19 protein-coding genes are annotated in these 17,143 nt (G+C 75.5%); 8 read left to right on the top strand and 11 right to left on the bottom strand.

Going from position 1 to position 17,143, the window contains the following annotated elements; all coding sequences use genetic code 11:
- Window positions 1–30: 30 nt before the first annotated feature.
- Window positions 31–381: an iron-sulfur cluster insertion protein ErpA gene (gene erpA, locus ATM99_RS08170; protein ID WP_046528576.1), complete on the bottom strand. Its 351-nt coding sequence runs from the start codon at window positions 379–381 to the stop codon at window positions 31–33.
- Window positions 382–510: 129 nt separating this feature from the next.
- Window positions 511–1,722 (bottom strand): glycerate kinase, encoded by a 1,212-nt coding sequence (locus tag ATM99_RS08165; RefSeq protein ID WP_369798033.1) that lies wholly within the window; start codon window positions 1,720–1,722, stop codon window positions 511–513.
- Window positions 1,723–1,807: 85 nt separating this feature from the next.
- Between ATM99_RS08165 and nadA the strand changes: the two genes are divergently transcribed.
- The 3 genes from nadA (at window position 1,808) to ATM99_RS08150 (ending at window position 4,234) form a co-directional block, all read left to right on the top strand.
- On the top strand, window positions 1,808–3,004 hold the full coding sequence (gene nadA, locus ATM99_RS08160) for a quinolinate synthase NadA (protein WP_062102409.1): 1,197 nt from the start codon (window positions 1,808–1,810) through the stop codon (window positions 3,002–3,004).
- Between the two features lie 48 nt (window positions 3,005–3,052).
- Window positions 3,053–3,652: a DJ-1/PfpI family protein gene (locus ATM99_RS08155; RefSeq protein ID WP_062102408.1), complete on the top strand. Its 600-nt coding sequence runs from the start codon at window positions 3,053–3,055 to the stop codon at window positions 3,650–3,652.
- 63 nt (window positions 3,653–3,715) lie between these two features.
- Window positions 3,716–4,234 carry a thioesterase family protein gene (locus ATM99_RS08150; protein WP_062102450.1) on the top strand — a complete coding sequence of 173 codons (519 nt, stop codon included), beginning with the start codon at window positions 3,716–3,718 and terminating at the stop codon, window positions 4,232–4,234.
- A 27-nt stretch (window positions 4,235–4,261) separates the two neighbouring features.
- On the opposite strand, the gene ATM99_RS08145 is transcribed toward ATM99_RS08150, so the two are convergent.
- Window positions 4,262–5,656, bottom strand: a complete 1,395-nt coding sequence (locus tag ATM99_RS08145) for a dipeptidase (protein ID WP_062102407.1) — start codon at window positions 5,654–5,656, stop codon at window positions 4,262–4,264.
- Between the two features lie 32 nt (window positions 5,657–5,688).
- On the opposite strand from ATM99_RS08145, the gene ATM99_RS08140 reads away from it, so the two are divergent.
- The gene (locus tag ATM99_RS08140; protein ID WP_062102406.1) at window positions 5,689–6,291 is read left to right on the top strand and encodes a DUF3043 domain-containing protein; all 603 of its coding nucleotides are present in this window, start codon (window positions 5,689–5,691) and stop codon (window positions 6,289–6,291) included.
- Between the two features lie 49 nt (window positions 6,292–6,340).
- Here the strand turns inward: ATM99_RS08140 and ATM99_RS08135 are convergent, their stop codons facing one another.
- Genes ATM99_RS08135 through ATM99_RS19820 form a run of 3 tightly spaced genes read right to left on the bottom strand, consistent with a single transcriptional unit; the run spans window position 6,341 to window position 7,955 of the window.
- Window positions 6,341–7,093 carry a hypothetical protein gene (locus ATM99_RS08135; protein WP_062102405.1) on the bottom strand — a complete coding sequence of 251 codons (753 nt, stop codon included), beginning with the start codon at window positions 7,091–7,093 and terminating at the stop codon, window positions 6,341–6,343.
- 41 nt (window positions 7,094–7,134) lie between these two features.
- Window positions 7,135–7,824, bottom strand: a complete 690-nt coding sequence (locus ATM99_RS08130) for a YitT family protein (protein WP_223304888.1) — start codon at window positions 7,822–7,824, stop codon at window positions 7,135–7,137.
- Window positions 7,821–7,955: a hypothetical protein gene (locus ATM99_RS19820; protein ID WP_255356813.1), complete on the bottom strand. Its 135-nt coding sequence runs from the start codon at window positions 7,953–7,955 to the stop codon at window positions 7,821–7,823. The genes ATM99_RS08130 and ATM99_RS19820 overlap by 4 nt, the downstream gene beginning before the upstream one ends.
- Window positions 7,956–8,017: 62 nt before the next feature.
- Between ATM99_RS19820 and ATM99_RS08125 the strand changes: the two genes are divergently transcribed.
- The gene (locus ATM99_RS08125) at window positions 8,018–9,466 is read left to right on the top strand and encodes a PLP-dependent aminotransferase family protein (RefSeq protein ID WP_062102404.1); all 1,449 of its coding nucleotides are present in this window, start codon (window positions 8,018–8,020) and stop codon (window positions 9,464–9,466) included.
- A 54-nt stretch (window positions 9,467–9,520) separates the two neighbouring features.
- Here the strand turns inward: ATM99_RS08125 and ATM99_RS08120 are convergent, their stop codons facing one another.
- From ATM99_RS08120 to ATM99_RS08105, 4 genes are read right to left on the bottom strand one after another with little or no spacing between them, the layout of a single operon-like run.
- Window positions 9,521–9,733, bottom strand: coding sequence for a hypothetical protein (locus ATM99_RS08120; protein ID WP_062102403.1), 213 nt, complete (start codon window positions 9,731–9,733; stop codon window positions 9,521–9,523).
- The gene (locus ATM99_RS08115) at window positions 9,733–10,785 is read right to left on the bottom strand and encodes a quinone-dependent dihydroorotate dehydrogenase (protein ID WP_062102402.1); all 1,053 of its coding nucleotides are present in this window, start codon (window positions 10,783–10,785) and stop codon (window positions 9,733–9,735) included. The genes ATM99_RS08120 and ATM99_RS08115 overlap by 1 nt, the downstream gene beginning before the upstream one ends.
- 4 nt (window positions 10,786–10,789) lie before the next feature.
- Window positions 10,790–11,230: a hypothetical protein gene (locus ATM99_RS08110; RefSeq protein WP_062102401.1), complete on the bottom strand. Its 441-nt coding sequence runs from the start codon at window positions 11,228–11,230 to the stop codon at window positions 10,790–10,792.
- Window positions 11,227–11,586, bottom strand: a complete 360-nt coding sequence (locus tag ATM99_RS08105; protein ID WP_062102400.1) for a hypothetical protein — start codon at window positions 11,584–11,586, stop codon at window positions 11,227–11,229. The genes ATM99_RS08110 and ATM99_RS08105 overlap by 4 nt, the downstream gene beginning before the upstream one ends.
- Window positions 11,587–11,700: 114 nt before the next feature.
- Between ATM99_RS08105 and ATM99_RS08100 the strand changes: the two genes are divergently transcribed.
- On the top strand, window positions 11,701–13,182 hold the full coding sequence (locus tag ATM99_RS08100; protein WP_062102399.1) for a leucyl aminopeptidase: 1,482 nt from the start codon (window positions 11,701–11,703) through the stop codon (window positions 13,180–13,182).
- Window positions 13,183–13,223: 41 nt separating this feature from the next.
- On the opposite strand, the gene ATM99_RS08095 is transcribed toward ATM99_RS08100, so the two are convergent.
- Window positions 13,224–13,571 (bottom strand): hypothetical protein, encoded by a 348-nt coding sequence (locus tag ATM99_RS08095; protein WP_062102398.1) that lies wholly within the window; start codon window positions 13,569–13,571, stop codon window positions 13,224–13,226.
- 191 nt (window positions 13,572–13,762) lie between these two features.
- Here ATM99_RS08095 and lpdA point away from each other — a divergent pair, with 191 nt between their 5' ends.
- Together lpdA and sucB are read left to right on the top strand one after the other, a co-directional pair.
- Window positions 13,763–15,145, top strand: coding sequence for a dihydrolipoyl dehydrogenase (gene lpdA / locus ATM99_RS08090; protein ID WP_062102397.1), 1,383 nt, complete (start codon window positions 13,763–13,765; stop codon window positions 15,143–15,145).
- A gap of 27 nt (window positions 15,146–15,172) precedes the next feature.
- Entirely contained in the window at window positions 15,173–16,990 is a 1,818-nt protein-coding gene (gene sucB, locus ATM99_RS08085) for a 2-oxoglutarate dehydrogenase, E2 component, dihydrolipoamide succinyltransferase (RefSeq protein ID WP_062102396.1), read from the top strand.
- The last annotated feature ends 153 nt before the right edge of the window (window positions 16,991–17,143 follow it).

Raw genomic sequence — 17,143 nt, 5'->3', positions numbered from 1 at the left:
GGTACGGGCTCGCGGGTCGAGCGCTGCGGGTCAGCCGAACGAGCCGCCGCACGCGCAGGAGCTGCCCGCGTTCGGGTTGTCGATCGTGAAGCCCTGCTTCTCGATCGTGTCCGCGAAGTCGATCGTCGCGCCCTCGAGGTACGGGACGCTCATGCGGTCGACGACGACCTCGACGCCGTCGTAGTCGCGCGTCGCGTCCCCGTCGAGCAGGCGCTCGTCGAAGTACAGCTGGTAGATCAGGCCCGAGCAGCCGCCGGGCTGCACCGCGACGCGCAGGCGCAGGTCGTCGCGCCCCTCCTGCTCGAGCAGGCTGCGCACCTTGTCGGCCGCCACGTCGGTGAGCTGGACGCCGTGCGTCGCGGTCTGCGTGGTCTCGCTCATGTCACTCCCGGGTTCGCCAGAACGGTCCTCGTCGTCGCCAACACCGATGACCGGGCCGTTGTTCCCGACCAGCGTACGCCCCGTCGAGCTCGCGACGAGGGCCCCGCGAGGACGGCCCGCCGGGCCCGCTCAGGACCCGTGCGCGGGCGACCAGGTGCGCGCCACCCGCGCCGCGCGGGCGCGCAGCGACCCGACCGGGTCCGCGAGCGCGGCAGGGACGTCGCGCGGGTCGTCGGCGACCGCGTAGGCGGCCGTCACGCCCGCGGCCGACAGCTCGCGCCGCCCGACCTGCACCTCGCCCGACACGACGACCGTCGGGACCGCGAGCGGCAGCGCGCGCGCCGCGACCTCGGCGACGACCTTGCCGTGCAGGGACTGCCAGTCGGTGCGTCCCTCGCCCGTGACCACCAGGTCGTGCTCGGCGATGCGCCCGGGCAGGTCGACCGCGTCGGCCACCAGCGAGGCGCCCGGCAGCAGCCGCGCGCCGAGCAGCGCGAGCGCGAAGCCCACGCCGCCGGCGGCACCCGCGCCGGGCAGGCCGGTGAGCCGGGCGGCGCGCACGTCGGGGGCGCCGCCGAGCAGGTCGGCCCCCGGGCCCGTGCGCACCGGGCCGAGCGCGGTGGTCGCGGCGTGCGCGAACGCGCCGAGGGCCCGCTCGAGCGCCTGCGCCTGCTCCGGCGTCGCGCCCTTCTGCTGCGAGAAGCCGGCCGACGCGCCCTGCAGGCCGAGCAGCGGGACGTCGACGTCGACGGCCGCGAGCAGGTCGACGTCCCGCAGCGCGGCGCGCAGGTCGGGCAGCCACGCGAGGTCGTCGGCGGTGACCTCGCCCAGACCGCCGCCACCCGCGGCGAGCAGCGCGGCGACGCGCTCGGCCACCGCGCCGGGCGGCAGCAGCGCGGTCGCGAGCTCGAGCAGCAGACCGGCGCCCGCGTCGTTGGTCGCCGAGCCCCCCAGCCCGACGACCACGCGCCGCGCGCCGCGCAGCGCCGCGGCGACGAGCGCCCCCGCACCGCGGCTCGTGGTGCGCGTGGGGTCGCGGCGGTCGTCGGGCACGAGGTCGAGGCCGAGCGCGTGCGCGGACTCGACGTGCACGGTCGTCCCGACACGCAGCAGCGCGGCCGGCACGGGCGCGCCGAGCGGCGACGTGACGGTGACCGGCTCGACGTCGCCGCCCAGGCTCGCGTGCAGCGTCGCGACGAACCCGGGGCCGCCGTCGGCGAGCGGGCAGACGTCCACGACGTCGTGCGGCGCCCCCGCGCGCCAGCCGTCGCGCAGCGCGTCGGCGGCCTGCGCCGGGGTCAGTCGGGTGCCGAAGCCGTCGGGAGCCATGAGGACGCGCACGCGACGATCGTGGCACGCCGGTGCGGCCGTCCCGGCACGCGCGACGTGCACGGGCGCCCGGCGGGCGCTGTGGGATCATGCCGCCGTGACGACCACCACAGGCACGTTCGCCGAGCCCGCCCCGTCCGCGCTGCTCCTGCTGGGGCGCGGCGTGGACCTCGCGTCAGAGCGCGGCGTCGAGTGCGTCGGCGCTCTGCCCGCCCCCGGCGACCCGGCGCTGGTCGAGCGCGCCCGCGAGGCCCGTGCCGCGCTGGGCGACCGGGCGTTCGTGCTGGGCCACCACTACCAGCGCGACGAGGTCATCGCGTTCGCGGACGTCACGGGCGACTCGTTCAAGCTCGCGCGCGAGGCCGCCGCCCGACCCGACGCCGAGTTCGTCGTCTTCTGCGGCGTGCACTTCATGGCCGAGTCGGCCGACATCCTCACGTCGGACGCGCAGCAGGTCGTGCTGCCCGACCTGGCCGCGGGGTGCTCGATGGCCGACATGGCCGCGATCGACCAGGTCGAGGACGCGTGGGACGTGCTCGTCGACGCGGGCGTCGCCGAGGACACCGTCCCCGTGACCTACATGAACTCGACGGCGGCCATCAAGGCGTTCACCGGCCGGCACGGCGGCACGGTCTGCACGTCGTCCAACGCGCACGTCGCGCTGCGGTGGGCGTTCGACCGCGTCGGCGGCGTCGACGGGCACGGCAAGGTCCTGTTCATGCCGGACCAGCACCTGGGCCGCAACACCGCGGTGCAGGCGCTCGGGCTGTCGCTCGACGACTGCGTCGTGTTCGACCCCCGCAGGCCGGGCGGCGGGCTGACGGCGCAGCAGCTGCGCGACGCACGCATGATCCTGTGGCGCGGGCACTGCTCGGTGCACGGCCGGTTCTCGGCCCGCAACGTCGCCGACATCCGCGCGGCGGTGCCGGACGTGACCGTGCTCGTGCACCCCGAGTGCAAGCACGAGGTCGTCACGGCGGCCGACATGGTCGGCTCGACGGAGTACATCATCAAGGCCCTCGACGCCGCCGAGCCCGGGTCGTCCTGGGCGATCGGCACCGAGCTCAACCTGGTGCGGCGCCTGGCGCAGCAGCACCCGGAGCTCACGGTGCACTACCTCGACTCGACGGTGTGCTTCTGCTCGACGATGAACCGCATCGACCTGCCGCACCTCGTGTGGGCGCTCGAGGAGCTCGTCGCCGGGCGCGTGCCGAACCGCATCGTGGTCGACCCGGACGACGCGCACTGGGCGCGCGTCGCGCTCGACCAGATGCTCGCGCTCCCCGGCCACTGACCCGCAGGTTCCGCACGACCCGCACGCCCGACCGGCCTGGAGGACGCCGTGACCGCACCCCGACCGCCGCGCGTGGGCATCCTGCTGTTCGACGGCGTGGAGGAGCTCGACGCCGTCGGGCCGTGGGAGGTGCTCGCGCAGTGGGCGAAGCACGGTGCGCTCGGCGCCGAGGTGCTGACGTTCTCGCTCGACGGCGCCCCCGTGCGCTGCGCGAAGGGCATGGAGATCACGCCCACCACCCGCGCGTCCGACGTCGGCCCGCTCGACGCCCTGGTGCACCCCGGCGGCCCGGACGCGCGGCGGCTCATGACCGACGACGCGCACCTCGCGTGGCTGCGGTCCGCCGCCGCGGCGACACCGCTCGTCGCGAGCGTGTGCACGGGTGCGCTCGTGCTCGCCGCCGCGGGCCTGCTGACCGGGCGGCCCGCGACGACGCACCACGGCGCGCTCGGCGAGCTCGCCGCCGCCGACCCGACCGTCGACGTGCGCCGCGGCGTGCGGTTCGTCGACGACGGCGACGTCGTCACGTCGGCCGGCGTCGCGGCCGGCATCGACCTCGCGCTGCACCTCGTCGCCCGGCTCGACTCCCCCGCCGCCGCGGACGGCGTCCGGTGGGGCATCGAGCACGTCGTCCCCGCACCCGCCTGAGGGATCCTCGGCCGGCCGCACGACCAGCGCTCGCCGGTCGGTAGGGTCCTGCGCGTGTCACGGATGATCCAGCTGCTGCTCGCCACGACCCGACCGCGCCGCGCGGTGCCGGGCATGGACCTGCTCGACGACTCGGTCACGCACCTGCGGGTGCGCCCGGGCGACCTCGACCTGTACCGGCACGTCAACAACGGCGTGTACCTGCAGTACATGGACGTCGCACGGTCGAACCTGCTGGCCGACCTGGGCGCGTTCGGGAGCCTGTCGCAGCGCGGCTGGTACCCGGTGGTGGCCGCGTCCACGATGAAGTACCGGCGCTCGCTCACGCTCGGGCAGCGGTTCACCGTGACGACCCGCGTCATGGGCTGGGACGAGCGGGTCGTCTACCTCGAGCAGGTGATGGACCGCGACGACCTGCACGTCGCGCGCGGCTGGGTCGCGGGCCGGTTCCTGTCGCGCGCGGGCGACCGCATCGCACCCGTCGACGTCGTCGAGCTCATCGAGGGCGCGCCGCGTGAGAGCCCGGAGCTGCCCGCCGACGTCGCGGCCTGGGCCCGCGCGGTGGACGTCGCCCACCGCTGAGCCCGGGCCGCGACGCGGCGACGGGGGTCAGCCGCGCGGCGCCAGGACCTCGAGCAGCAGCGCCTCGGCGAGCACGACCCGCTCGAGCTCGCCCAGGTGCACGGACTCGTCGGCGCCGTGCGCACGCGAGTCGGGGTCCTCGACGCCCGTCACGAGGATCGCGGCGTCGGGGTAGACGTCCAGCAGGTCGCTGATGAACGGGATCGACCCGCCGATGCCGATGTCGACGGGCGGCGCGCCCCACGACGCGCCCATCGCCCAGCGCGCGGCGCGCATGCCCGCGGAGTCGCGCGGTGCCTGGAACGGGCGACCCTCCTCGCCGTCGCGGAACGACACGCGCGCACCGAACGGAGCGTGCGCGCGCAGGTGCTCCTGCAGCGCGGCCGTCGCGGCGGCCGGGTCCTGCCCGGGAGCCACCCGCACCGACAGCTTGACCGAGGCGCGCGGCGTGATGACGTTGTACGCGCCGGCGACGGGCGGCGCGTCGAAGCCGATGACGGCGATCGCGGGCCGCGTCCACAGCCGCGCGGTGAGCGGCCCCGTGCCGGCGAGCCGCACACCGGGCAGCACGCTCGCGTCGGCGCGCAGGTCGTCCTCGTCGTAGTCGACCTCGGGGTCGTCGGCGTGCACGAGGCCCGCCACGGCGACGTCGCCCGCGTCGTCGTGCAGCGTGGCGACCAGGCGCGACATCAGCGTGACGGCGTCCAGCACCGGACCGCCGAACATGCCCGAGTGCACCGCGTGGTCGAGCACCTCGAGGTCGACCACGAGGTCCACGAGGCCGCGCAGCGACGTCGTCAGGCCCGGGACGCCGACCTTCCAGTTCGAGGAGTCCGCGACCACGATGACGTCGGCCGCCAGCAGGTCGCGGTGCGCGTGCAGGAAGTCGACGAACGTCGGCGACCCGACCTCCTCCTCGCCCTCGACGAAGACCGTGACGCCCACGCCCAGCTCGTCGCCGAGCGCGCGCAGCGCACCCACGTGCGCGACCACGCCCGCCTTGTCGTCGGCGGCGCCGCGACCGAACAGCCGGTCCCCGCGCTGCGTCGGCTCGAACGGCGGCGTCGACCAGTGCGCCTCGTCGCCGGGGGGCTGCACGTCGTGGTGCGCGTAGAGCAGCACCGTCGGGGCGCCCGCGGGGGCCGGGCGGCGTGCGACGACGGCCGGGGCGCCCGCGGTGCCGTCCGCACCGGTCACCCGCAGCACGTCGACCTCCGGCATGCCCGCGTCGCGCAGCAGCTGCGCGACCGCGGCGGCGGAGTCCTCGACGTGCGCGCGGTCGAACGCCTCGTTCGACACGCTCGGGATGCGCACGAGCGCCTCGAGGTCGGCGCGCACGTCGGCGAACTGCGCGGCGACGCGCGCCCGCAGGGCCGCGACGCGGTCGTCGGAGGGGGTGGGCAGGTCCGCGGTGGTGGTCACGTCCCACGACGCTACTCGACTACCCTGGCCTCGTGTTCGGACGCAAGCAGGACCCCCCGCCGACCGTCGACGCCCCCGTCGTCGCGGAGCCGCCCAAGCCCGGGAGCACGGGCAAGGGCCGGCCGACGCCGTCGCGCAAGGAGGCCGAGGCCCGCAACAAGCGCCCCCTCGTGCCCGCCGACCGCCGGGCCGCCGCCAAGGACGCGCGCGCCCAGCAGCGCGTGCAGCGCGAGCTGGAGTACCAGGCGATGCGCTCGGGCGACGAGCGGCACATGCCGCTGCGCGACAAGGGCCCCGTCCGCCGGTACGTGCGCGACTACGTCGACGCGCGCTGGAACCTGGGCGAGCTGTTCCTGCCGATCGCGGCCGTGATGCTCGTGCTGCAGTTCGCCACCGCGAGCAGCGCACCGGTCGTGGCGTTCGCGTCGCTCGTCCTGCTGTACGTCTACATCATGGCGTCGCTGGCCGACGCGTGGTGGATGTGGCGCGGGCTGCGCAAGCGCCTGGTCGCCAAGTTCGGCGAGTCGGGCCTGCCCGCACGCGGGCTGCCGATGTACGCGGTGCTGCGCTCGTTCCAGGTGCGTCCGTCGCGGCTGCCCAAGCCGCAGGTCAAGCACGGGCAGCGCCCGTCCTGACCCCGGGGGCCTCGCCCGTCCCTGGTCGCCGGCCGCGGGTCGGTACTGCTCAGCCGCCGCAGGCCCGCAGGACCTGGATGAGCACGAAGGCCGCCACGAGGAACGGCGCGACGCGCCGGTAGCCGCTGCCCGGCGTCTGCTGCTGCGGGCGCGGCCGCTGCGGGGACGACCCCGGCGCGGCGACCGGCACCCAGCGGTTGTCCGGTGTCAGGACGTGCCCGTTGACCACGTCGCCGACCCGGTAGGTCCGACGGGCCGGTGCGGCCGTGCCGCCACCGGTCGTGCTGGTCCGCGCCGACGCGTCCTGCTGCGCCGCTCGCTGGGTGGCCGCCCGCTGCTCGGCGGCCCGCTCGGCCGCCGCCTGCTGGTCGGCCGCGCGCTGCTGCGCCGACGCGCGCTCGGCTGCCGCACGGCGCTCGTCCGCGGCCCGCTCCGCCGCCAGGCGCTGCTCGGCGGCGCGCCGCGCCGCACGTTCCGCGGCGCTCGCGTCCGCTCCGACGGACGTCGGCGCGGGCCGCGCCGTGCGCGCCCGCCCCGAGGAGGCGACCCGCTCGCGGACCCGCTCGGCGAGCGGGACCCACTCCCCCTGCGGCGTCAGGACGTGCTCGTCGACGACGTCGCCCGCGACGTACGGGGCGGAGGCCGCACGCCGCAGCGGCACCCACCGGAGGTCGGCCGTGAGCATGTGGCCGTCGACCACGTCGCCGAGCCGGTACGGCGAACCCGCCGTCGGCGACACGCGGACCCACTCGCCCGACGCCGTGAGCTCGAAGCCGTCGACCACCGCGCCGACCGTGTGCATCCTCGTCCGCCCTCCTCGCCGTGTGCGCTGCCTGCCGCAGGCTACCGCCGCGCACCCGGAGCCACGGGCACCGTCAGCCGCGGGAGGAGCACGTGGACGAGCGGGCCGATCGCGAGCGCGTAGGCGAGCGTGCCGACGCCGACGGTGCCGCCGAGCGCCCACCCGGCGGCCACGACGACCACCTCGATGCCGCCGCGCACGAGCCGGACGGGCCACCCCGTGCGCGCGACGAGGCCCGTCATGAGCCCGTCCCGCGGGCCGGGCCCGAGGCGCGCGCCCACGTAGAGCGCGGTCGCGAGGCCGTTGAGCCCGACGCCGAGCGCGAGCAGCAGCGCGCGCGACCAGAGCGGCAGCGGCTCCGGCAGCAGGGCCGCGAGCGCGAGGAACGGGTCGACGAGCACGCCGATCACCAGCACGTTGGCGACGGTCCCGACGCCGGGCCGCTGCCGCAGCGGCACCCAGCACGCCAGCACGGCGAGCGAGACGGCGACGGTCACGGTGCCGAACGTCCACCCGGTGACGCGGGTGAGCCCCTGGGAGAGCACGTCCCAGGGCATGGCCCCGAGCTCGGCGCGCAGCAGGAGCGTGATGGAGACCGCGTAGAGCACCAGGCCCACGAGCAGCTGCCCGCCGCGGCGTGCACCGGTGCGGGCGTGCGTGGCCGGGGCGTCCGAGCCAGCCAGGGCGGCTGCGGCTGCGGCCCCGCTCTCGGGTGCGGACGCGTCGCTCATGCGGACCACCCGCTCTCGACCGCGCCGCGCGGGGGTGGCCGGTGGCCGAGGCCGTCGGCGCGGACGGTGCGCGCGAGCGCGACGCCGAGACCGACGAGAGCGGCGGCGAACAGGAGGAGCAGGACCCACATGGCTCCATCATCGCGCGCGTAGTGGCATTGTCTGCCAGGTCCACCTGCCTCATAGTGGCCTCATGGCGATCAGCATCGACCGACGCGTGAACGGCCAGCGACTGCGCACGCTCCTGGGTACGTGGCAGCGCCCGGGCCCCGCCTACCAGGCGCTGGCCGACGGCCTGCGGGCGCTCACGCGCTCGGGGGCGCTCCCGCTCGGCACGCGCCTGCCGGGCGAGCGCGAGACGGCCGACGCCCTCGGGGTCTCGCGCACGACCGCCACCGCCGCCTACGACCTCCTGCGCGACGAGGGCTTCCTGGTCAGCCGGCGCGGTTCCGGGACCGTGACGACGCTGCCGCCGGGCAGCCGGGACCGCGCGCCGGCGAGCCTCGGGACGACGGACGACGCGCTCGTGGACCTCACGGCCGCCGCACCCGCGGCACCGCCGCAGCTCGCGGCAGCGTGCGCCGCGGCGCTCGACCAGCTCCCCCGCCACCTGGCCGGGGCCGGGTACGCGCCGCTGGGGCTGCCCGCGCTGCGCTCGGCGATCGCCGAGCGGTACACGCGGCGCGGCGTGCCGACGACCCCCGACCAGGTGCTCGTGACCACCGGCGCGCAGCAGGCCATCCACCTGCTGACCAGCAGCCTCGCCGGCCCGGGCGACCGCGTCGTGGTCGAGCACCCGACCTACCCGCACGCGATCGACGCCGTCCGTGGGGCCGGGGCCCGCGCCGTCCCGGTCCCCGTGACGCTCGCCGGCACGGACCTCGACCTGCTCGACTCGACCGTCCGCCAGACCTCTCCCCGCGTGGCCTACCTCGTGCCGGACCACCACAACCCCACCGGCACGTCGTTGAGCGCCGAGGGCCGCGCGCGTGTGCGCGAGCTCGCGCGCCGCACCCGCACGGTGGTGGTGGGTGACGAGACCCTGAGCGACCTCACGCTCGACGGGCCGCAGCCCGCACCGTTCGCGGGCGACGGCACGGCGGACCGGCACGTCGTGAGCGTCGGCTCGGCGTCCAAGTCGTTCTGGGGTGGCCTCCGCGTCGGATGGGTGCGCGCGCACCCGGACCTCGTCGGCGCGCTCGCGCAGCGCCGGGCGCACGTCGACATCGCGACGTCGGTGCTCGACCAGCTCGTCACCGTCGAGCTGCTGGCGTGCGCCGAGGACGTGCTGGCGCAGCGTCGCCGCGACATGCGTGCGCAGCGCGACGCACTGCTCGCGATGCTGGCGTACGACCTGCCGGAGTGGCAGGTACCGGTGCCCGCGGGCGGTCTGTCGACCTGGGTCGACCTCGGACGGCCCGTCGCCACGGCGCTCTCGGCGCTCGCGCACGGCCACGGCGTGCGCGTCGCACCCGGCACCGCGTTCGGGGTGGGCGGCACGTTCGACGACCACCTGCGGGTGCCGTTCTCGCAGCCGGTCGACGCGCTGCGGCACGCGGTCGACGGGCTCGCGGCCGCGTGGGCCGTGCTCGCGGGCGCACCCGCGGGCCGCGTGGGTGCGGCGCAGCCCGCCCTGGTCTGACCGGCGCCGAGCCCGACCCCGCACCGTCGGGTACCCGCAGGACCCGCGGGCGGCTCAGTCCGACGGCAGGTCGAGCCCGGGCGGCAGGTCCTGGCCGTCGTGCTGGAGCACGGCGTGCCGGACGCCCTGCCCGGCGAGCGCGCGCCAGTGCTCACCCAGCCACTGCTCGGCGTCGAACCGCACGAGGAACACGGGGCTGCCGGGGCGGTCGACGGACAGCCCGTCGTCGCCGACGAGCCGCCACCGCCACCGGGGCTGCGCGACCATCACCGCACCTCCCGTGCCGTGGCGTCGCCCGCGAGCGCGCGCGCGACGCGAGCAGCGTAGAACGGGCCCTCGTAGATGAACGCGGTGTAGGCCTGCACGAGCGTGGCGCCGACCGCGAGGTACTCACGCGCGTCGGCGGCACCGCTGACCCCGCCCACGCCGACGATCACGCCGTCGGGGCCGAGTCGCGTGCGCAGCCGGGCGACGACGTCGAGGCCGCGGGCGAGCACGGGCGGCCCGGACAGGCCACCGGGGCCGAGGTCGTGCGCGATCGTGGTGTTCACGGCGACGACGCCGTCGAGCCCCAGCTCGGCCACGAGGTCGGCGACCGCGTCGACGTCGTCGTCGCTCAGGTCGGGCGCGATCTTCACCAGGACGGGCACGGTCGGGAGTCCGGCGCGCGCGGTCGCCTCGTCCGCGGCCACCCGGACGGCCGACAGGACTGGGCGCAGCGCGTCGACCGCCTGCAGGTCGCGCAGGCCGGGCGTGTTGGGCGAGGACACGTTTACCACGAGGTAGTCCGCGTAGGGCGCGAGCCGTTCGGCGCTCGTCGCGTAGTCCGCGGCCGCCTGGTCGACGGGCGTCACCTTGGTCTTGCCGATGTTGACGCCCACGACCAGGGCACGGCCGTGCGGGGTCGCACGCAGCCGGCGCAGCCGTGCGGCGACGGCGGCCGACCCCTCGTTGTTGAAGCCCATGCGGTTGCGCAGCGCCCGCTGCGGCAGCACGCGCCACAGCCGGGGCTGCTCGTTGCCGGGCTGCGCGTGCGCGGTGACCGTGCCGATCTCGACGAACGCGAAACCGAGCATCGCGAGCCCCTCGACCGCACGGGCGTTCTTGTCGAAGCCCGCCGCGAGCCCGAACCGCCCCGGGAACGTGCGTCCCCAGACCCGGACGGAGCCGGCACCGCCGCGCGGGACCCGCAGCACGCGCCGCACGCACCACCGCAGCACGGGTACGCGACCCACCGCACCGATCAGCGCGAACGCGACCTCGTGCGCCTTCTCGGGATCCATGCGACGGAAGACGAGGTCGAACAGCAGCCGGTACACGCGGTCACCCTACGGTGGACTGGTCCGCCGGCGCCGGGACGTCCGGACGTCCCGTGCGTCGCAGCCACCACAGGCCGACGAACGGCAGCAGCAGCGGCACGTACCCGTACCCGGCACCGAACCTGGACCACACGGTCTCGTCGGGGAAGTCGCCGACGTCGACGATCGACAGCAGGCCGACCACCAGCACCCCCGCGAGCTCGAACCCGACGGCGGCCCACGCGAGCCGGCGGCGGTCGAGCGCGAGCGCGAGCGTCGCCACGAGGTACACGACGCCCGCGACGAGCGAGAGCACGTAGGCGACGGGCGCCTCGTCGAGCTTGGTGCCCACCTGGTACAGGCCGCGCGCCGTCGCGGCGAGCGCGAGCACGCCGTACACGGCGACCAGCAGTCGGCCGGCACCCGTACCGGTGGGACGGCGCCGCGGAGCGGTCGGGTCGGTCACACGGTCCCCCAGATCTGCAGCAGGCGGTACTCGAGGAACGCCACGGTGAGGGCCGCGACGAGGAGCACGACCGAGCTCCAGCGGGTCCGCTCGGCGAACGCCCAGGCCGCGGCCACGGGAAGGATCACGAGCTGCGTGACCACGTAGCCCCACAGCAGCACGCCGTCGACGTCCTGCGACCCCGTGGCCTGCACGACCGCGAGCACGACGGCCTGCACGAGCAGCACGCCCTCGACGACGGCCCCGCCCCACAGCTGGCGCAGCACGACCGCCCGGTCGGCCACGACGAACCAGGTCGCCCAGCCGGCGAGCGCGACGCAGAGCGCCGCCACGACGACGGCGAGGGGGATGACCACGGGGCGACAACCTACCGGCCCGGCGCGCCCCACGGCCCTTCGGCGGCCGCACGACGCGCGGGTCCGCGCCCCGGTGCGCCTCGTCGGGTCCCGGGGCGCCGCTACCATCGACGCGTGATCTCGCTGACCTCCACCGACCCCGCCCGGCTCGACGTCGAGGCGGTCGTCGTCGCCGTCCGCCCCCAGGGCACGTCCGTCACCCCCGTCGACGCGGCCTGGCTGCCCGCCGAGCTCGCGCGGCAGATCACTCAGGACGGCGCCCGCCTCGGGATCACGGGCGCGCCCGACGAGGTCCGCCGCCTGCCCGGCACGGGTCTGAAGGCCGCGACGCTCGTGCTCACCGGCCTGGGCGACGCGTCGCTCGACGCCGCCACGCCCGAGGGCGCCGAGGCCCTGCGCCGCGCGGCCGGCGCCGCGACGCGCGAGCTGGCAGGGCTCGACTCGGTCGCGCTCGCGCTGCCGACGCCCGACGCGGCCGCCGTCGCCGCGGTGACCGAGGGTGCGCTCCTGGGCGCCTACTCCTTCGCCCGGTACCACGAGCAGGACGCGCCGGTCGTGCGCGTCGAGGTGGTCACGGCGCGCGTGCGCGACAAGGCCGCGAAGGCCGCCGTCGCCCGCGCCGAGGTCCTGGCCGCGGCCGTGCACGCGACGCGCGACCTCGTGAACACCGCCCCCAACGACCTGTACCCGGCCGCGTTCGCCGACGCCGCCAAGGCGGCCGTCAAGGCGTCGGGCGCCAAGGGCCTCAAGGTCACGGTCCTCGACGAGAAGGCGCTCGCCGCGGGCGGGTACGGCGGCATCGTCGGCGTCGGGCAGGGCTCGGCCCGGCCCCCGCGCCTGGTCAAGGTCGCGTACGCGCCGTCGCGCGCGTCGGGTCACGTCGCGCTGGTCGGCAAGGGCATCACGTTCGACTCCGGCGGCATCTCGATCAAGCCCGCCGCCGGCATGGAGGCGATGAAGTCCGACATGGCGGGGGCCGCCGCCGTGCTGCACACGGTCGTCGCGGCCGCGCAGCTCGGGCTCCCCGTGGCCGTCACCGGCTGGCTGTGCCTGGCCGAGAACATGCCGTCGGGGACCGCGCAGCGCCCGTCCGACGTCATCACGATCCGGGGCGGCAAGACCGTCGAGGTGCTCAACACCGACGCCGAGGGCCGGCTCGTGATGGCCGACGGCCTCGTGGCCGCCGTCGAGGAGAAGCCCGACCTCGTGGTCGACATCGCGACGCTCACGGGTGCGCAGATGGTCGCGCTGGGTCACCGCGTCTCGGCCGTCATGGGCACCGACGCCGCACGGGCCGAGCTGGTCGACGCCGCGCACGCCGCGGGCGAGCAGTTCTGGCCCATGCCGCTGCCGGCCGACCTGCGCGCCGGCCTGAAGTCGAAGGTGGCCGACCTCGCCAACATCGGCGACCGGTTCGGCGGCATGCTGACCGCGGGCATCTTCCTGCAGGAGTTCGTCGGCTCGACGCCCTGGGCGCACCTCGACGTCGCCGGCCCCGCGTTCAACGAGCGCACGGCGTTCGGCTACACGCCCGTCGGCGGCACCGGCGTCGGCGTCCGCACGCTGCTGCGTCTGCTGGAGCAGCGCGCGTCCTGATCGGCGTCCCGCGGCAGGGACGACACGGGCGGTCGGGCGCGTCAGGCGCGCTCGGCCGCCCGCCGCTTGCGCTCGAGGCGCTGGCGCGCGTTCCAGTCGCGCACGCGCTGCGGGTACCCGGTGCGCTGCACGTCGTAGACCGGGATGTCGAGGTCGCGCGCGAGCGCCGCGGCCGCGCGGTCGTCGGGGACCTTCCGGCGCGTCCACTCGCCGTCGGTCGCGACGAGCATGAGCGTCGTCGGCGTGACGTTGGTCCGCGGCTCGACGTAGGCCTCGACGCCGACGCGCGTCGTGACGAACTCACGCAGGTACGCGAGCGTCTCGGCGCGCGCCTCGCGGCCCACCGGCGCGTCCGTGGGCTGAGGTCGACGACGTGAGAACAGACCCATGCCGTGCAGCGTAGCGACGGCACCTGGACGTCCGCTGGACGAGCGCCGTGCGCCCCGCACACGCCGCGGGACGGAACATGGGACGACTGTCGCGGGACTCACACCCCGGGACGTGCTAGCCGGTTCGTCGCGACGGGGCCGGGATGACAAGATGGGGCGGCAGCCCATCCCGACCTGCGAGGAGTGCGCACGTGGCCGACAACGGCACCGCTTTCGACATCGTCGTCCTGGGCGGAGGTAGCGGCGGCTACGCGGCCGCGCTGCGCGCCGCCGAGCTCGGCAAGACCGTGGCCCTCGTCGAGGCCGACAAGGTGGGCGGCACGTGCCTCCACCGCGGGTGCATCCCGACCAAGGCCCTGCTGCACGCTGCCGAGCTCGCCGACAACGCCCGCGACGGCGCGCACTTCGGCGTGCACACGACGCTCGACCGCGTCGACATGGGCGGCGTGAACCAGTACAAGGACAACGTGATCGGCCGCCTCTACAAGGGGCTGCAGGGGCTGATCAAGTCCCGCAAGATCGAGGTCGTCGAGGGCTGGGGCAAGCTCACCGGACCGAACACCGTCCAGGTCGGCGACCGCACGATCACCGGTGAGCACATCGTGCTCGGCACCGGGTCGTACGCACGCTCGCTGCCCGGTCTGGAGATCGGCGGGCGGGTCATCACGTCCGACCAGGCGCTCACGCTCGACTGGATCCCGCGCTCGGCGATCATCCTCGGCGGCGGCGTCATCGGCTCGGAGTTCGCGAGCGTGTGGAAGTCGTTCGGCGTCGACGTCACGATCGTCGAGGCGCTCCCCCACCTCGTGCCCAACGAGGACGAGTCGATCTCCAAGGCGTTCGAGCGCGCGTTCCGCAAGCGCGGCATCGGCTTCAACCTGGGCGTGCGGTTCCAGGGCGTCACGCAGGACGACAACGGCGTGCACGTCACGCTCGAGGACGGCAAGACGTTCGACGCCGACCTCCTGCTCGTCGCCGTCGGCCGCGGGCCCAGCACGTCGGGCCTGGGCTACGAGGAGCAGGGCCTCACGCTCGACCGTGGCTTCGTCATCACGAACGAGCGCCTGCACACGGGCGTCGGGAACATCTACGCCGTCGGCGACATCGTCCCCGGCCTGCAGCTCGCGCACCGCGGGTTCCAGCAGGGCATCTTCGTCGCCGAGGAGATCGCGGGCCTCAACCCCCCGACGATCGACGAGTCCGGCATCCCGCGCGTCACGTACTCCGACCCCGAGGTCGGCTCGGTCGGCGTCACGGAGAAGCGCGCCAAGGAGCTGTACGGCGACGAGAACGTCGAGGTGCTCGAGTACAACCTCGGCGGCAACGGCAAGAGCCAGATCCTCGCGACGCAGGGCTTCATCAAGCTCGTCCGCAAGAAGGACGGGCCGGTCGTCGGCGTGCACATGATCGGTGCGCGCGTCGGCGAGCTCATCGGCGAGGGCCAGCTCATCGTCAACTGGGAGGCGTACCCCGAGGACGTGGCCCAGCTGGTCCACGCCCACCCCACGCAGAACGAGGCGCTCGGCGAGGCCTTCCTGGCGCTCGCCGGCAAGCCGCTGCACGCCCACAACTGACCTGGATCGAAGGAGACACGAGCGGTCATGTCCGAGAACGTGCAGCTTCCCGCGCTCGGTGAGTCGGTCACCGAGGGCACCGTCACCCGTTGGCTCAAGCAGGTCGGCGACCGAGTCGAGGTCGACGAGCCCCTGCTCGAGATCTCGACCGACAAGGTCGACACCGAGATCCCCTCGCCCGTCGCGGGCGTGCTCGAGAAGATCCTCGTCGAGGAGGACGAGACGGTCGAGGTCGGCGCGACCCTGGCCGTGATCGGCTCGGGCGAGGGCGGCGACTCCGCCGGGGACGCCCCCGAGCAGGAGCCCGCGCAGGCCGAGGCACCCGCGCAGCAGGCGCCCGCCGAGGAGCCCGCGGCCGAGCAGTCGGCCCAGCAGGCCCCCGAGCAGCACGAGGACGCCCCGGCCCCGGCCGAGTCCTCGGCGCCGTCCGGCGACGGCCAGGAGGTGACGCTGCCCGCGCTCGGCGAGTCCGTCACCGAGGGCACCGTCACGCGCTGGCTCAAGGCCGTGGGCGACCAGGTCGAGGTCGACGAGCCCCTGCTCGAGATCTCGACCGACAAGGTCGACACCGAGATCCCCTCGCCCGTCGCGGGCACGCTCCAGGAGATCAAGGTCGGCGAGGACGAGACCGTCGAGGTCGGCGCCGTGCTGGCGATCGTCGGCTCGGGCGCCGCGGCACCCGCCCCGCAGGCCGCTCCCGCCGCACCGGAGCAGCCGGCCGAGCAGAAGCCCGCGGAGCAGAAGCCCGCCGAGCCGAAGCCCGCCGAGCAGGCGTCGTCGCAGGCCGCCGGCTACGAGGCGCCCGCGCCCGAGGCCGAGTCCGCGCAGTCCTCCGCCGCCGCTCCGGCCGCGCAGGAGGCCGCGCGCCAGCAGCCCACGGCTGCTGCGGCACCGGCCGCGTCCGGCTCCTACCTCACGCCGCTGGTCCGCAAGCTCGCGGCCGAGAAGGGCGTCGACGTCAGCACGCTGACCGGCACCGGCGTGGGCGGACGCATCCGCAAGGAGGACGTCCTCGAGGCGGCCGCCAAGGCCGAGGAGGCCCGCAAGGCCGCCGAGGCGCCCGCCGCCGCGACCCCGGCCGCCGCCCCCGCGGCGTCGAAGCCCGCGGCACCGCCGGCCGTGTCGCCGCTGCGCGGCACGACCGAGAAGGCGAGCCGGCTGCGTCAGATCATCGCCGAGCGCATGGTCGAGGCCCTGCACACGCAGGCGCAGCTCACCACGGTCGTCGAGGTCGACGTCACGAGGATCGCGAAGCTCCGTGCGCGCGCCAAGGACGACTTCAAGGCACGCGAGGGCGTCAACCTCACGTTCCTGCCGTTCTTCGTCCAGGCCGCGGTCGAGGCCCTCAAGACGTACCCCAAGATCAACGGGGTGCTCGAGGACAAGACGATCACCTACCACGGCCAGGAGAACGTCGGCATCGCGGTCGACACCGAGCGCGGCCTGCTCGTGCCGGTCATCCGCGACGCGGGCGACCTCAACCTCGCCGGGATCGCCCGCAAGATCAACGACCTCGCGGGCCGCACGCGGTCCAACAAGGTCACGCCGGACGAGCTGTCGGGGGCGACCTTCACGGTCACGAACACCGGCTCGGGCGGTGCGATCATCGACACGCCGATCGTCCCCGGCGGCACGTCCGCGATCCTCGGCACGGGAACGATCGTCAAGCGCCCCGTGGTCGTCAAGGGCCCCGACGGCGAGGAGGTCATCGCCATCCGGTCGATGTGCTACCTGTGCCTGTCGTACGACCACCGGCTGGTCGACGGCGCGGACGCGTCGCGCTACCTCATGGCGGTCAAGAACCGCCTCGAGGAGGGCGCGTTCGAGTCCGAGGTCGGTCTCTGACACGACGCACCACCCCGCGAGGGCCGTCCACCGTCCGGTGGGCGGCCCTCGCCGCGTCGGGCCGTGGCCCGGCCGCTGCACGGCCGGGCCACGGCGTGCCCACAGCGACCGCCCGGCGTCGATGTCCCGCCCGCCGCGCCGAGCGGCGCGGCC

This window comes from Cellulomonas sp. B6, from assembly GCF_001462455.1.
In the GTDB taxonomy this organism is placed as follows: Bacteria; Actinomycetota; Actinomycetes; order Actinomycetales; family Cellulomonadaceae; genus Cellulomonas.
The sequence above is the reverse complement of the archived record's forward strand: the minus strand, read 5'-3'. Positions and strand labels throughout refer to the sequence as shown.

Excerpts from the sequence above, each read along its gene's own strand:
- erpA (WP_046528576.1), bottom strand. The coding sequence starts at position 381 with ATGAGCGAGACCACGCAGACCGCGACGCACGGCGTCCAGCTCACCGAC.
- ATM99_RS08150 (WP_062102450.1), top strand. The coding sequence starts at position 3,716 with ATGATCCAGCTGCTGCTCGCCACGACCCGACCGCGCCGCGCGGTGCCG.
- ATM99_RS08135 (WP_062102405.1), bottom strand. The coding sequence starts at position 7,093 with ATGCACACGGTCGGCGCGGTGGTCGACGGCTTCGAGCTCACGGCGTCG.
- ATM99_RS08130 (WP_223304888.1), bottom strand. The coding sequence starts at position 7,824 with ATGAGCGACGCGTCCGCACCCGAGAGCGGGGCCGCAGCCGCAGCCGCC.
- ATM99_RS19820 (WP_255356813.1), bottom strand. The coding sequence starts at position 7,955 with ATGTGGGTCCTGCTCCTCCTGTTCGCCGCCGCTCTCGTCGGTCTCGGC.
- ATM99_RS08125 (WP_062102404.1), top strand. The coding sequence starts at position 8,018 with ATGGCGATCAGCATCGACCGACGCGTGAACGGCCAGCGACTGCGCACG.
- ATM99_RS08120 (WP_062102403.1), bottom strand. The coding sequence starts at position 9,733 with ATGGTCGCGCAGCCCCGGTGGCGGTGGCGGCTCGTCGGCGACGACGGG.
- ATM99_RS08095 (WP_062102398.1), bottom strand. The coding sequence starts at position 13,571 with ATGGGTCTGTTCTCACGTCGTCGACCTCAGCCCACGGACGCGCCGGTG.
- sucB (WP_062102396.1), top strand. The coding sequence starts at position 15,173 with ATGTCCGAGAACGTGCAGCTTCCCGCGCTCGGTGAGTCGGTCACCGAG.